The organism is Mucilaginibacter sp., assembly GCF_025362475.1.
Classification (GTDB): domain Bacteria; phylum Bacteroidota; class Bacteroidia; order Sphingobacteriales; family Sphingobacteriaceae; genus Mucilaginibacter.
The window spans coordinates 29,238-44,755 of sequence record NZ_JANYGH010000061.1 but is presented as its reverse complement, the minus strand read 5'-3'; the positions used below and the strand labels follow the sequence as shown (position 1 = coordinate 44,755).

Annotated in this window: 10 protein-coding genes and 1 pseudogene; 4 read left to right on the top strand and 7 right to left on the bottom strand. The window is 45.1% G+C overall.

The annotated features are described in order from the left end of the window. Positions 1-7 precede the first annotated feature (7 nt). From Q0R88_RS21120 to Q0R88_RS21090, 7 genes and pseudogenes are all read right to left on the bottom strand, one after another. Entirely contained in the window at positions 8-1,189 is a 1,182-nt protein-coding gene (locus tag Q0R88_RS21120) for an NRAMP family divalent metal transporter (protein ID WP_295720096.1), read from the bottom strand. Next, entirely contained in the window at positions 1,190-1,951 is a 762-nt protein-coding gene (locus tag Q0R88_RS21115; protein ID WP_295720093.1) for a 5-oxoprolinase subunit PxpA, read from the bottom strand. 9 nt (positions 1,952-1,960) lie between these two features. Continuing rightward, on the bottom strand, positions 1,961-2,953 hold the full coding sequence (locus tag Q0R88_RS21110) for a biotin-dependent carboxyltransferase family protein (protein ID WP_295720091.1): 993 nt from the start codon (positions 2,951-2,953) through the stop codon (positions 1,961-1,963). Between the two features lies 1 nt (position 2,954). After that, positions 2,955-3,670 (bottom strand): annotated as a pseudogene (pxpB, locus tag Q0R88_RS21105) (5-oxoprolinase subunit PxpB). A 346-nt stretch (positions 3,671-4,016) separates the two neighbouring features. Beyond that, positions 4,017-6,737: a TonB-dependent receptor gene (locus Q0R88_RS21100; protein WP_295720089.1), complete on the bottom strand. Its 2,721-nt coding sequence runs from the start codon at positions 6,735-6,737 to the stop codon at positions 4,017-4,019. A gap of 40 nt (positions 6,738-6,777) precedes the next feature. After that, positions 6,778-7,689 carry an S-adenosyl-l-methionine hydroxide adenosyltransferase family protein gene (locus Q0R88_RS21095; RefSeq protein WP_295720087.1) on the bottom strand — a complete coding sequence of 304 codons (912 nt, stop codon included), beginning with the start codon at positions 7,687-7,689 and terminating at the stop codon, positions 6,778-6,780. A 32-nt stretch (positions 7,690-7,721) separates the two neighbouring features. Continuing rightward, entirely contained in the window at positions 7,722-7,922 is a 201-nt protein-coding gene (locus Q0R88_RS21090; protein ID WP_295720085.1) for a hypothetical protein, read from the bottom strand. A gap of 391 nt (positions 7,923-8,313) precedes the next feature. Here Q0R88_RS21090 and Q0R88_RS21085 point away from each other — a divergent pair, with 391 nt between their 5' ends. The 4 genes from Q0R88_RS21085 (at position 8,314) to Q0R88_RS21070 (ending at position 15,364) form a co-directional block, all read left to right on the top strand. Then, positions 8,314-8,916 carry a sigma-70 family RNA polymerase sigma factor gene (locus Q0R88_RS21085; protein ID WP_295720082.1) on the top strand — a complete coding sequence of 201 codons (603 nt, stop codon included), beginning with the start codon at positions 8,314-8,316 and terminating at the stop codon, positions 8,914-8,916. A 78-nt stretch (positions 8,917-8,994) separates the two neighbouring features. After that, on the top strand, positions 8,995-9,954 hold the full coding sequence (locus Q0R88_RS21080; protein WP_295720080.1) for a FecR family protein: 960 nt from the start codon (positions 8,995-8,997) through the stop codon (positions 9,952-9,954). Between the two features lie 132 nt (positions 9,955-10,086). Then, a complete protein-coding gene (locus Q0R88_RS21075) occupies positions 10,087-13,590 on the top strand; it encodes a TonB-dependent receptor (RefSeq protein ID WP_295720078.1) in 3,504 nt (1,167 codons plus the stop codon). A gap of 13 nt (positions 13,591-13,603) precedes the next feature. Continuing rightward, positions 13,604-15,364, top strand: coding sequence for a RagB/SusD family nutrient uptake outer membrane protein (locus Q0R88_RS21070; protein WP_295720074.1), 1,761 nt, complete (start codon positions 13,604-13,606; stop codon positions 15,362-15,364). Positions 15,365-15,518: the final 154 nt, after the last annotated feature.

Genomic DNA, 15,518 nt, shown 5'->3' with positions numbered 1-15,518 from the left:
ATATTTATCAGTGTCCTAACATTTGTGTAATGGCGCCTATGCTCATCCAGGTCATGGTGCCAACAACCAGCACGCCTAAAATAGTAAGCCATAAAGGTTGTTTGTATGATGCTATGATCTTTGACCGGTAAGCGGCAATTAGCATCACGCCCAAAGCAATGGGCAGTATAAAGCCATTAATTGCTCCAACTATGAGTAGTATTTTCACAGGTTTGCCTATCGCCAGAAAAATACAGCAGGATACGATAATGAAGGCTATAATGATTTTACGGTTCCATTTTAAAATCAATGGGCTAAAACTTCTGATAAACGAAACTGAAGTATAAGCCGAGCCCACGACGGAAGATATCCCCGCAGCCCAGATGATCACCCCGAAAAGTTTATAACCAACCTGGCCGGCGGCAAGTTGAAATATAGAAGCCGCCGGATTAGCCGGATCAAGCTTGCCTCCGGCAGTAATTACACCCAAAGCAGCGCTAAACAACAACAGCCGCATGAGCGACGCTAACCCGATAGCGCTTAAGGCTCCCCGATTAACTGCAGGCAGGTTTTGCTGACCGGTTATCCCAGCATCCAGCAAGCGGTGTGCCCCGGCAAAAGTAATGTAGCCGCCAACAGTGCCGCCAACAATGGTGAGCACCGCAGTAAAGCTAAATTGGGAAGGATTTACCGCTCGGGCTGCTGCTTCAGCCAATGGTGGGTTACTGATATAGGCAACATATAGTGCCAACACAATTTTTAGGCAGCCCATGCATTTGGCAAACAAATCCATGGCCTTGCCTGATTCTTTATAGATAAATATGCCAATGGCCACAATAGCGCTCATCACGGCACCCTGCCCAACGCTTACACCAAACAAAACATTAAGGCCCAACCCAGCCCCGGCAATATTACCGATATTGAAGGCCATACCACCCAAAAACACAAGGAACGAAATAAAATACCCCAGACCAGGCAAAAGCTGATTAGCAATATCCTGCGCAGGCTTATCAGCTACCGTAATAATACGCCAGATATTTAACTGGGCAATAGCATCCAGCACCACCGAAAGCAATATCACAAAACCAAAGCTGGCACCTAACTGCGCAGTAAATACAGCGGTTTGTGTTAAAAAACCAGGACCTATAGCTGAAGATGCCATCAGGAAAGCGGCACCTATTAAAACGCTCCAATTGTGCTGCTTTTTCATTTATTGCACCGGGGCTTTAATGCTTACGCCCTCGGCTTTCAATTTTTCACTGATTTTTTTGGCAAATTCAACCGCATGCGCACCATCGCCGTGCAGGCAGAGCGTTTCGGCCCTTAAGCTGATGGTTTTTTTATTGGTTGATATAACCTGTTGTTGTTTCACCATCATCAGCACCTGGCTGATAGATTGCTGTTCATCGGTAATCAGCGCGTTGCTTTGGGTGCGTGGAGTGAGTGAGCCATCGTCCTGGTAAGTGCGATCTGCAAACACTTCCGATGCCGTAGTCAAACCTATTTTTTTTGCCCAGGTAATCATTTCGCTGTTAGCCAGTCCGTATAATATCAATGAGGAATCAAAATCGTGCACAGCCTCGGCAATAGCTTTAGCTAAATTAATATCCTTAGCGGCCATATTATATAACGCGCCGTGTGCTTTTACGTGGTGAAGTTTCCCGTAAGCGGCTTTAACAAAGCCAGACAAGGCACCAATCTGGTACAAGGTCATCTGGTAGGCTTCACTTGCCGATATCTTCATTTCCCGCCTGCCGAAGCCCTGCAAATCGGGCAGGCCCGGATGCGCGCCAATGGCCACCCCCTTTTTTACCGCCATGCCAACCGTATGCTGCATTACTTCCGGGTCGCCGGCATGGAAACCGCAGGCTATATTAGCTGATGTGATATAATCCATCAGGGTATCATCATTTGGCATGGGGTAGTTGCCAAAGGCCTCCCCCATATCACAGTTCAGGTCTATGCTTTGCATGATATCAATTTATAAATATTTGCTTTGTACAGCTGTGGTTAGCTGATGTAATTGTTGTTCACGTTCAATATACAGCACTTCTGCTTCACGCCGACTAATTTCTTTAAAATAAATGGTGTCGCCCGGTTTTAGCTGGGCGCATAGAGGCATATCCACAGCTGCTACTTGTGCTATCCGAGGATATCCCCCGGTTGTCTGGCAATCTGCCATTAAAAGCACCATGCTGCCACTGCCCGTAACCTGTATGGTGCCCGGCGTTACTGATGTACTTAGTAATTCATCTTTTTTAAAGCGATGTAGTGCCGCGCCTTCCAAATGGTACCCCATTCTGTTACTTTGCCGGCCAATAATATACGGTGCCGACAAAAAACCGGCGATACTACCGGCATTAAACCAGCCAAATTCGTTTCCAGGTACCACCTTGATCGTTTTACGGTTTGCTGGTAAAAAACTTTGCGGGGAAATGCTCCATTTGGGATAATTGACCTGACCGCTTCCAAGGCTTTTTAATATTTTTTGTGTGCCGATGGATAGTTTCTCATGGTTTTGTAAGACATCTCCTTTTTGAAGCACCCGGCCATCCAAACCGCCAAAACCGGCGGTCAGGAAAGTGCTTTTGCTACCCAAAATTTCCGGCACATCCCAGCCGCCGGCGACTGCCAAATAGGTACGGATGCCGCATGGATTATTTATTAATTTGATGGTTGTTCCCGATGGAATGAAAAGAGGACGCCCAGCCGGTAATTCTTGTTCGCCTGCTATTAATATCGCTCCATCGCCTGCATAAGCAATCAACAGATCGGTTCCAGCAATAAATTCTACATCGGCATAAGTAAATTCGATGACAGCGGCATCATCTCCGTTACCCACAACCTTGTTGGCAATACGTGCCGACAGCGTATCCATTACCCCTGATACCGGCACCGCCTGCGATAGGTATTGGTAACGCCCCCTATCCTGTATAGTGCTCATGAAGCCGGGTTTTAATATTCGTATCTGCATATTAACCGGCTGTTAATTCCTTAAATTCTTTCGCATCGATAGCCTTAAAGATCACCAAATCGCCGGGCTTTAATAATGACGGCTGCCCGCGATTCTGATCAAACAATTTAAGCGGCGTTCGCCCGATGATCTGCCAACCGCCCGGTGCTTCCAATGGATAGACACCTGTTTGCTGCCCTGCGATACCGACTGCTCCGGCTGGTACAGACTTTCGTGGCGTTGCTTTGCGTGGTGTGGCCAATCGTTCATCCATCCCGCCTAAATAAGCAAAACCCGGTACAAAACCTATCATATAAACTTTGTAGATGGCTGCGCTATGCAACCTGACTACCTCCGCTATGCTGATCCGATGAAGGCACGCTACCTCTTCTAAATCAGGGCCAAAGTCGCCTCCATAACACACCTGATAGTAACAATATCCCCTTCAACTGGCTTAGCCGTTTTCTTTTGACGATTCAGATCAGTGAGGTAAGCCGATACTTTTTCAAAGCAGTCTGCGCCCGGTAAATCAGATTTTATCACTAAAACAGGATCGTAAAAAACCGTGAGTGTGGCATACGCCGGCACCGTTGTACGGAAACCGGGAAATGGCCGCCCGTAAAGCAAATTGTTTAAACTATTAACCGCGTTCAACAAATTCCCGGCAATTTGTTGCCCAAACTCAACAGTAACGGCTGTTTCGCTTAAATAATAGATTTTAAAGGCTCCGTCAGGCATGAACATATTTAAGTGTAAAACAACCCGGTTTTATTTGGATAAATCTCGACAATACCATTTACAGTTGCAATCATATGCCATTATTCAATAAATTTTATGGAAAATAGTTAATCGTTTGTTTTAATATTCGGATTGAACGCAGCAGGTGACAGAAAGTTAGTGATTTTTTTCAATTGTCGAACGGCCCATCCGTAAAAGTATCGGCCGATGTAGCCAATATCATCTGCTGCAATTAAACCCTGCCGGCGCGGCGAAGAATATTAAAGCTATTATTTTAATTTTTTATTTGAGATCCACCTGGTATTATTGGGATCCAGGCACTATACGGCTCAGTTAAAAAAACATGTTACTTACCTGCAGGAATAATAAGTGTTAACCGGCCAAAAAAGAATGAGCCTAATGTTCCCATTTGTACCGGCGCATATTTAAATACGCCAAAATAACTATTATCATAAACCTGTTTATCCGGATAGATATTAAACAGGTTATTTGCGCCGATAGTTAGCGTAACAGGATTAATAGCATAGCTAAAGGAAATATCAGTAACTACCTTACCTTTAAACTGCTGCTCTTCCCCAAATGGAAAATCATTACGGTCAACCGCCCCGAAATATACATTGCGCAGGAACACACTAAACTTTTTATAGCTATAAGCTAACGATAAATTGGTTTTGGTGTGTGGTGTGCCTTTGACTATAAGTGTGCTGTCATTTGGTGAAAAGAAGATCCGCTCCTGCCCTTTTAACTGGCTGGGTACATGAATACCTGTTATTTTATTGGTGTTGATATTAAAGCCTAATGAGGCATTAAACCTGCTGCTACCACTGTGAATGGTGTAATCGGCCACCACATCGATGCCTTTGGTACGGGTATCCACCGCATTACTGAAAAACCGGGCAGAGCTTGCACCGAGCGGGTTAATAATATCCTGTATAGCCTGTACCGTGTTTCCATCCGGATCGAACCCGAAACTGCCTGTAAGCACTATCCTGTCTTTAATGTTGATCAGGTAACTATCGGCAGAGATGTTGAGGTTTTTTACTGGTTGGGTTGTAAACCCAAAGCTGTAATTAAGTGATTTTTCCTGCTTTAATTGGGGGATACCCAGTGCTTTGGCCACTGCGCTGTTATTGGTAAAAAAGCCGGATGCGCCTAAAGTATTATCGGGCAGAATATCTGTACTTACGTAGCTAAAGTATTGCTGCTGTAACGATGGTGCCCTGAAACCATTACTTATGGCGCCGCGCAAATTAAAACCACTTACTACCTTATACCGCGTTGCAAATTTGCCGCTCAGCGCCGATCCAAAATCACTGTAATGCTCAAAACGTGTGGCACCGCTGATAAGCCATTTGGATGTTACATCCAGTTCTGCATCCACATAAACGCCGGTGTTGTTACGGGCTTTATTAACGGCGTTCTGCGGCGAAAAGCCGGGAAACGACTGTGAGCCGCCGGCCAGTCCCGAAGGGTTTGAAACCGTACCATCCGCGGCAGTTACCAATGCGTAGTTTTTCCATGATGCTTCCTCGCCGGCACGGATCTGGTATTTATCTACCCTGAACTCGGCACCGAAGGCCAGGTTTAACCCTTGTAATACATCAAATTTACGGCTGATATCAAAGTTGGTTGTATTTTGTAAAAACTCGTGGCCGCCTGCTTTAAAGCTGGTTGGCGACTTATCTTCAAGCGACGCATTTACGGTATTATTTATAAAATAATCAAATCTGTTATCGCCAAGGGTATTGCTCAGGTCGGCTTTCCAACTGCCCAGCGTGTGTTTAAAACCAAAAGCTATTGATCTGTCGCTGATGTGAGATGTAGTGTTAGGCTGGTAACCATCAGGAAAAATACTGTATACATTTACTGTATAATCACTCGGCAAACGGCGGAAACCGTAACCCTCGCCCTGCCGGTAGCTATACCCGCCGAAGGCATAAAACTCACCTTTCCCATCGCTGAACGGCAGGCTGAGATTAATGAACGATCCTAAATTTTTGATCTTTGCATCGCCTATTTGAAAATTAAATTTATCGCGGCTCAATCCTTTTTGTTTCAGCATATCATCATCGTATTTGCGTGAAGCTGCAGGATCATTGGTAAAATCGTAAGCGAAAAAGTTATTAAGCGCCGACTGATCAAAAATAATAAGATTGTTGTTCTGCGCGCGGGTTGTGCGGTCGCGGATGTAACCTTCGCCGGTAATATTGATATAACCTCCGTTTTTGCCTAAAGCAGTACCGTAATTGAGGTTAAGCTGCCCCAAGCCCCCATCACTTTTTGAGCTTACACCACCCGTGGCCGAATCAAACAGGGCGCCGGTATTTTTTTTGAGCACGATATTTACCACACCCGCAATAGCGTCAGAACCATATTGAGCCGAAGCGCCATCGCGCAATACCTCGATCCGTTCAATTGCCGAAGCCGGGATCGCGTTTAGATCAGTACCAACAGAACCGTTGCCAATAGTTCCTTGGTTGTTTACAAGCGATGTGGTATGCCGGCGTTTACCGTTGATAAGCACCAGCAATTGGTCGGGCCCCAGGCCACGGATGCTTGCCGGGTCAATATGTTCGGTGCCGTCAGATGATGACTGCCTGTTGGAGTTAAATGACGGTGACGCGTATTGCAGCAGTTGGTTCAGATCATTTTGGGGCGTTTGCTGCTGAAGTTTGACAATATCAAATACATCAACAGGTGCGGTTGTATTTAAGCGTGTGCGGCCCGCGCTCCGGGTGCCCACCAGCACAACCTCGTTCAGCACGTTACCAGATGATGGCTGCAAAGTAATGTCAAATTTGGATGAGCCTGTTATGGTTTGTATATAGGCATCGTAACCTAACATAGTAACCTTAATGGTTTTATCGGTATTGGCAGTTGAAAAGCGGAAGGATCCGTCTGAACTACTGGCTGTACCCCTGCCTGATGGCTGGGCAATAATAGTTGCGCCATGAACAGGCTTACCGGTGTTATCGGCTATGTGGCCGGCAATTACTTTATCCTGTGCATTAGCAACCGTATTGATGAACAGGAAGAACAAAATAGCAGGAGTAAATTTTGTTTTCATGATGATAAAATCAGGAGCAGTAAACAAACTATTTTACATTTTATTTTTTTGATGCCAGCGATACCTCTACACTCCAGTCGTTGCCGCTGCTTATTTTGTGTACGTCTGCGAAACTCGCCTGGTTAAGCGCAAATGAAAGCTGTAGCAAGCTATTCAGGTAACTTAAAGGTTTGCCCTGTGCAACGGCGCCAAAGGTTTGAGTGTATGGTGCATCGCCCTCATAGGCTTTTTTGCCGCTGTGGTAAATAATAACATGCAAAGCATCGCCGTATGCGGGGTTAAGCTGTTTAACCAGGTCATCGCCAATGTTTGTCCAGATGTTCCCGTATTGGATATCAAGAATAGCGATAGTGCCTTTCAGCTTTCCTCCCTCAAACGCAGCCTTTTGATAAGGGATATTGACTACCTGTTTGGGCAGTACAGATCCAACTTGCTCAAAGCTGATCACCCCTGCAGCTAAACGGGCAGCAGTGTAAGCGTACACATCCCGGCCGTGAAAAGTATAGGATTTACCAGAATCCTTGCGGCGGTTAACGGCCTCGTCTATCTCCCTGATCTCCGCTATTCCAAAAGTCTCGGCTACCAGCGTGAGCGTGCCGTTATCGGGCGTAACTATAAACTGGCCTGTATTGGTTTTCAACACTACCGATTTACGGGTTGTACCAACTCCGGGGTCAACAACCGAAACGAACACAGTACCCGCCGGCCAGTAGTTTATTGTTTGGAACAACCGGTAGGATGCCTCCCAAATGTTATAGGCGGGTATTTCATGGGTAAGATCATACAATTTCAGATCGGGCGATACGCCGTTGGCTACGCCTTTCATGGCCGAAACGGCACCATCCTTAAGTCCGAAATCCGATTGGAAAACAACGATTTTATTTTGTGCCACAGCTATGCAACTGAGTGCCAACAAAAAAACAACACTAAAAAATTTAAATATATGTTTCATAATAAGGTATTTAACTAAATTACAAACTGCTTTTACCTGGCCAGCTGGCTAATCACTTGATGAGCCTTACTGTTTTCTTCAGGCAGCCCGCTGGTTATACTGATCAAGGTGCTGTAAGGCGCAAATGAACAGACGCTGATAATTCCTTCCCGTTTGAGTTTTGCCGCCACTTCTTCATAAGGCTTTTTAATATCAAAAAATACTAAAATAGCCTGAGAGTCGGAGTGTTTCATTAAATTATCAGTTCAAAAGTTTCACCGTATCTGCACCTCGCTCCTATGGCGGCCATCTTATCCGGCCCATTACTACTCTACTGTTCAGTAAACGGGTAATAGAAGCTTAGATACAAGGTAATTATTAAGCAAATTAATAATCAATATGCAGTAAAGATAAATAATCTATAATAACTATGGATATTGTAGCGTGTAATTTATGGTATAACTTTGCGAAAACGAACTGTCATTTTTTAACGCCGACTAATTAAATCCATCATCGCTATAGGCAAGGTGTAATCCATCCTCGCCGTTACCTTTAAAATAGGCAAATAATTCAGCTACATTGTTAATAAAAGCATAACACAAGGAAGTCGCTAAAACGATATTCGCCATTTATTTTTGCTGCCGCATGGCAAACTTCGAAGAGATTACAAATGATATTGATTTGGTTGCCGCCATGCAAACCAACGACCAGCATGCTTTCCGTCAGATTTATGACCGGCACTGGAAATCATTATACCTGCGGGCAGCCAAAAATGTGGGCGAAGATGAAGCCAAAGACCTGGTGCAAGAGGTCATGGTATCGCTGTGGAAAAGGAGACACCGCATCAGTGTTATAAAGGAAGAGGATTTAAGCAAGTATCTTTTTACCGCGCTAAAATACAGAACCATTAGTTTTTACACTTATGCATCTGCTCAAATAAAAAAGGCAGAATCACTGGACATCGCTTTTGAAGCGGCCCCGGATACACTGATGGAAAATAAGGAATTAGGCAAACTCCTGGATGCGGCCATTAACAATATGCCCGAGAAGATGCAGCTGATCTTTAGGATGAGCAGAGAGGATGACATGCCCATTGCTACAATTGCTGCACAACTCGATCTGTCTGAACAAACGGTTAAAAACCAGATCACCCAGGCACTCAAAAGGCTTCGGTCGGCTGTTCTCGATCACCAGACAGGTGATTGGATACTTCCCGTTGTCTTTTTGCTTTACGCCTCCCACAAGTAGAAAACTTAATACAGACTTAACACATCGCGTATAGTACCAAAAGCTGTTTGCTTAGATAATAGGTCAAAAGCACTGCTCATGGACATCCTTAAAATAAGGGAAATATTTAAACGCTACTTAGCAAGCAAAACCTCGCCGGCCGAAAATAATAAGATAGATGCCTGGTACAATAACCTGGATGAAGAATTACCGGTTGTCCTGGACAGAGAAAAGGAGCAGCAAATTAAAGAGGACATCTGGCTATCCGTCATGCCTCAACTTAACAATAATGGCGCTGCTGTTAAAAGTATAAACTACCAATGGTTAAAAATCGCGGCTACCATGCTGCTGATAAGTTCCGCAGGGTTTCTTTTCTGGAAACATAGTCAACCCGAAAAAAAATCAACTTTAGCAATAACAGGCTATAGTACCATCAGCACCCAAACGGGTCAACGCAAACGGGTTAATTTGCCCGACGGTACTGTTATTACTTTAAATAGCAGTTCCTCTATCCGCATAGCCAATAGCTTTAAATCAGCAAGAAATGTAATTATTGAAGACGGCGAAGCTTTTTTTGATGTAAAACACGACATTAATCACCCCTTTATCATCAAGAGCGGTCCCTTAACCACCCAGGTATTGGGTACTGCTTTTAATATACGTGCCTATAGCGCGCTTAATAAATTATCAGTTGGGGTTACTCATGGTAAAGTGGGTGTAATGCTTAAAAATAAAGCAACACAATACCTGGTCAATAATCAGCAGTTGGTGTTCGATAAAAAACAGGCACGCCTTACGGTATCATCACTTGATCAACAAACTTCAACATGGCAGCAAGGCAACATGGTATTAAACGATGCCAGCTTTGCCGAGATGGCCATTTTAATGGAGAAGAATTACGGGCTGCATATTTCAACCAATGAAAAACGCGTGTTCTTAAACCACTTCACTACCACACTCAGCACTTCTATGCCGGCGCTCAAAGCCCTTGAAGTTATTACAGCCATACATCATTTAAAAATTAAACAAAGGAGGGACACCATAGAAATTTTCCGATAAAACAAAGAGAGACGGTTGCTGCAAACAACCATCTCCTTTAAAAGCCGGATCACCGGCAATGCTTCAAATCTTTCACAATCAAAAGCCATACAATGTATGAAATTAAATTTTAATCAAGTTATCATTAAAGCAATGAGATTCACTTTTGTGTTACTTACGGTAATCACAACTGCTTCCCTCCTGCTTCCGGCGCATGCCAGCAGCGGGCAGATCCTCGAAAAAAGGGTTTCTGTCGATATCAGGAACGCGTCCATGGAAGCTGCCATCCATGAACTACAGGAGCAAAGCAGCATCAACTTCGCCTACGACCGCCAGCTCATCAGCAGGTATACGGGCGTCAGCCTCAATTTCAGGAACGAAACCCTGGAAAATGTACTTAAAAAGCTACTTACCCCACGCTCGCTTGGGTTTAAAGAGGTAAACGGCATTGTGGTGATCAACATGCTCAGCAGCGCCGGGATCAAACAACAACAGCCAGGCAAACTTAGCGGTAGGATCACCGACGAAAAAGGCCTGTACCTACCCGGCGCTACGATCAGGATCTTGGAGCTGAACAAAGGGATTCAAAGTGACGACAACGGAAATTATCTGCTACAAGCTCCCGCGGGTGATTATTCCGTGGAAATAAGTTACATCTCCTATCAAAGCAGGCGATTTGAACATGTAATCATCAAAGCCAGCGAAACAACCGCCCTGGATGCCCAACTGTTACCGGCTTCAAACGGACTAAATGAAGTTGTAGTTGTTGGTTACGGCACGCAAAAAAAGGTGAACCTGACCGGAGCGGTTAGCCAGGTAGATTCTAAAGTGTTTGACGACCGGCCAGTAGCGGGTATCGCACAGGCTTTACAAGGTGCTATCCCAAACCTTAACATCACTTTCGGCGACGGTCACCCCGGCAGCCAGGGAAAATTCAACGTGCGTGGTTATGCCTCTATCACCAACGTCAGCGGATCACCGCTGGTATTGATCGATGGCGTTCCGGGCGACGTGAACATGATCAACCCGCATGATGTGGAAACGGTATCAGTTTTAAAAGATGCGGCCTCATCTGCCATATACGGCGCAAGGGCGGCTTTCGGGGTGATTCTCATCACCACCAAAAAAGCAAAAAACGGAAAAGTATCCATCAATTTCGGAAGCAATTTCAGCCTGCAACAGGTGGCTACCAAAACCGATTTTATAACCGATGGTTACACGCAGATGAAACTGGTTGACGAAGCATTTTCCCGCAACGTTGGTAACAGTTACAGCGGTTATACCGCCGATGATTATGCCCAGCTTAAGTTAAGGCAAACCGATAAATCCCTGCCATCGGTAGTTATACAAAACCGAAACGGGCAGAACCAGTATGTATATTACGGCAATACAGACTGGTGGCATTTCCTGTTCAGGAACACCACACCAGCTATGGAACATCATTTAAGTATTACCGGAGGCAATGATAAGGTAGATTTTTTACTATCGGGCAGATATTACCAGCAAAAAGGCATCTACCAGTCGGACCTGCGGGAAGATGTTTATAATGCTTATAATTTCAGGGCCAAGGTCAATGCGCACCTATCTAAATGGCTGACCGCCTTTTCCAATACGCAGTTTGCCGCCAACGATTATGTTTGGCCTGCCAATGGCTACAACTCCAATAACCCTGGTTTATATAATCATGCCATGGCCGCTTATGTTCCGCAAAATCCAGACGGAACTTTTACGTACCGCACAAACCTTAATAACTATGGTGCAAATGAATATGCCGACTTACAGAATGGCAAAAGCCTTGGCGGTACCAAAAGTTACGACATCACCAACGCCCTTGGCTTTAACGCGCAGATCACCAAGGGACTGGTATTAAATGGCGTTTACTCCTTCCAGCTGAGCCCCTACTCCGATTTTCAGCGTAAAACACTAATCCCATGGTCAATTAACCCGGGAGTGATCAACTATGAAGGTTATGACCAGTTAAAAGAAAGTACGCAGCTGAACCAGCATCATTCCGTAAATATTTACGCAACCTACGAGCAAAAAATAAAAGATCATAACTTTAAGATCACAGGGGGATACAATTATGAATTGCAGAACTACAAATCAAACAGCACCCAACGCCAGAACCTCCTGTCAGAAGACCTGAACCAGATAGACCTGGGTACAGGAGCACAGCAGGCCGGCGGCAGTGCCAGCGAATGGGCCTTGCTGGGTTATTTCGGCAGAATCAATTATGACTATAAAAGCAAATACCTGCTGGAAGTTAATGGCAGATATGATGGTACTTCCCGCTTCCCAACCAAAAGCCGTTTTGGTTTCTTTCCTTCGGTATCAGCAGGATGGCGCGTTAGTGAAGAAGATTTCTTCAACGTGCTTAAACCCGCCGTATCCGAGTTTAAGTTCCGGGCCTCCTACGGTTCATTAGGTAACCAGGATGTAGGCACAGGCAACAGTAACCTGTACCCTTATATCCCGGTTATTACCTCTGCCCTTTCCAAATGGATTGTGAATGGCACCCAGCAACAAACCTTAAGCTCGCCAAAACCGGTTGTGCCAGATTTCACCTGGGAAAAATCAACTTCCCTTAACCTGGGTACAGATATGGCTTTCTTCAATAACCGGCTGCAAACATCATTTGACTGGTATGACCGCAAAACCACCAATATGCTGATCAATGGTAAAACATTACCATCGGTATTCGGCGCGGATTCTCCAAAGCAAAACGCCGGCGACCTGGATACCAAAGGCTGGGATATCACCATCAACTGGAAGGACAATGGAACCATCATGAATAAGCCCTTTGGCTATAACTTCGGGATCGTATTATCGGATTATAAAGCGAAGATCACCAGGTTTGACAACCCCAACGGTTTGCTTAACAACTTTTACGTAGGGCAACAGCTCGGCGAAATGTGGGGCTACAGTATTGATGGCTTTTTTAAATCAGACGAGGAAGCTAAAAACTGGAAGATCAACCAGGACTATGTTGACGGCCAGCGTACCGGTTCGCCCGGAGAATGGGCGCAATTGCATGCGGGCGATCTGAAATTTAAGGATACCAATGGCGACGGCGTGATCAACGATGGCAAGAATACAGTGGCCGACCATGGCGACTTGAAAAAGATCGGCAATTCATTGCCCCGCTATTCTTTTGGCATCAATGCCGGTTTCAACTATGGCAATTTCGATCTTTCGCTATTTTTCCAGGGAATAGGCAAACAAAACTGGTATCCTAATACAGAGGCAGGTATGTTCTGGGGTACTTTAGGCAGACCATATTCGTCTTTTATCCCTAAAGATTACGAGAGCAAATTATGGACACCACAAAACCCTAACTCATATTTCCCTTTAAACAGGGGTTACGCGGCATATTCAGGGGGCGAGCTATATTACAACAACGACAAGTACCTGCAGAACCTGGCCTATATCAAATTAAAGAACGCGACACTGGGCTATAACCTGCCTTCCCACATCATTAAAAAGTGGAAAATTGAACGCATGCGTTTTTTCTTTACCGGCCAAAACCTGTTCACCCTAACCAAACTCAAATCCAAATATATCGACCCGGAAGCGATCACACCTGATGCCTCGGATATTGGCGCCAGGGGGTATCCTTTCATGAAGACCTACACCCTGGGATTAGATGTCACCTTTTAACAAAGAAACACACATGAAAAAGATCTTATACATGGCTTTCGCGGGCATGCTGCTGCTGTCTGCCTGCTCCAAATCACTTGACCGGGAACCGCTTTCCCAGATATCTCCGGACAAAAGCTTCAACTCAGAAAATGAGCTTCGGCTTTACGTACTATCATTTTATGATAAAATGCTACCTTATTCTGATTACGAGGATAACGGTTTTACCAGTCTGTACGGAGAAAATAGCGACAACATAGTGTTAAACTCGCTTGACCAGAAAGTTACCGGCAATCGCCTGGTACCCGTTTCAGGTGGTGGTTGGACCTGGGATAACTTGCGTAATGTTAACTATTTCCTCCAGAATTACAGCCGTGGAGGACTTAGCCCAACCATTACTGATAAATATGTAGCTGTAGCCAAATTTTTCAGGGCATATTTTTATGCCAATATGGTATCCCACTTTGGCGATGTGCCCTGGTATTCTAAACCTATTGATGCTACAGACAATACGGCGCTAACCAAGGCCCGGGATCCCCGTACTTTGGTCATGGACTCTGTACTGAATGATATAGATTTTGCCATAGCGCATTTACCGGTAACACAATCGCCCGTTGAGGTGAGTAAGTGGACAGCACTGGCCCTTAAATCAAGGTTAGGTTTATTTGAAGGCACATTCCGCAAGTACCACACGGAGTTTAAACTTCCCGACGCCGAAAAATTCCTGAAAGCCTCTGCAGATGCAGCGGCGCAAGTTATAGACCAGGGCCCTTACACCGTTTACAGCAGTTCAGCCGATAAGGCTTACACCGATCTGTTCAGCGCTTTGAATGTAAATACCACGGAAGTGATCCTGGCAAGGCCTTACAGCGCCAGCCTGCAGCTAACGCACAACGTTAATTATTACACCGTTTCACCATCATTTGGTAAGCCAGGACTGGAAAAACGCCTGGTAAATAGCTACCTTATGAAAGATGGGTCCCGATTTACAGACAAAGCAGGATATGCAACCATGCAGTTTGCCGACGAAACCAAAGACAGGGATCCCCGGTTAGCCCAAACCATACGTACACCCGGATATAAGCGTATTGATGGCACCAATGTACTTGCCCCTTCCTATTCAGGTACAGTAACCGGTTACCAGCTCACCAAGTTTGTAACAGCCGCGGCGAACGACGCCAATGGCAAATCGCCAAATCCGCTGCCCATTTTCAGATATGCCGAAGTGTTGTTAAACTATGCCGAAGCGAAAGCGGAACTGGGAACTTTAACACAGGCTGATCTGGATAAATCGGTTAAGAAACTAAGGGATCGTGTGGGTATGCCCGGAATGATTATGGCCACATCAAACATCTCCCCTGATCCTTATTTAGCTTCACAATATAAAAATGTAACCGGCTCAAATATGGGAGTGATACTGGAGATTCGGCGTGAACGTCGTATTGAACTGGTGATGGAAGGATTTAGGTATAATGACCTGATGAGATGGAAAGAAGGACACCTGCTTACCGATCAGTTTAAGGGCGCCTATTTTCCAGGAGCTGGCAGTTATGATCTTGACAGGGATGGCAAAACAGATCTGGTCATTTACACCGGCGATCAGCCCAATATTCCTAACGCGCAGTTCTTAAAACTGGGAACTGATGTTTCCCTCGAGAACGGAACAGCCGGGGGCAACATTGTGATCAACCCCAGCACCCCTAAAAAATTCAATGAAGCCAGGGATTATTTATTTCCCCTGCCCACCCAAGACCTGTTGCTTAATCCAAACTTAAAGCAAAACCCTAACTGGTAATAAACTTAAATACAGCTGTGCCGCAAGCCGGCGCAGCTGTATTTAATCCGTCTTATTCGCGTTGGTGGTGCTTTACAAAGTGCTGCTATTCACAAATCGCCACTTATTCTTTTTTCAGAACATGCGAAAGCCGTCATCTATAAATTTTTTATAA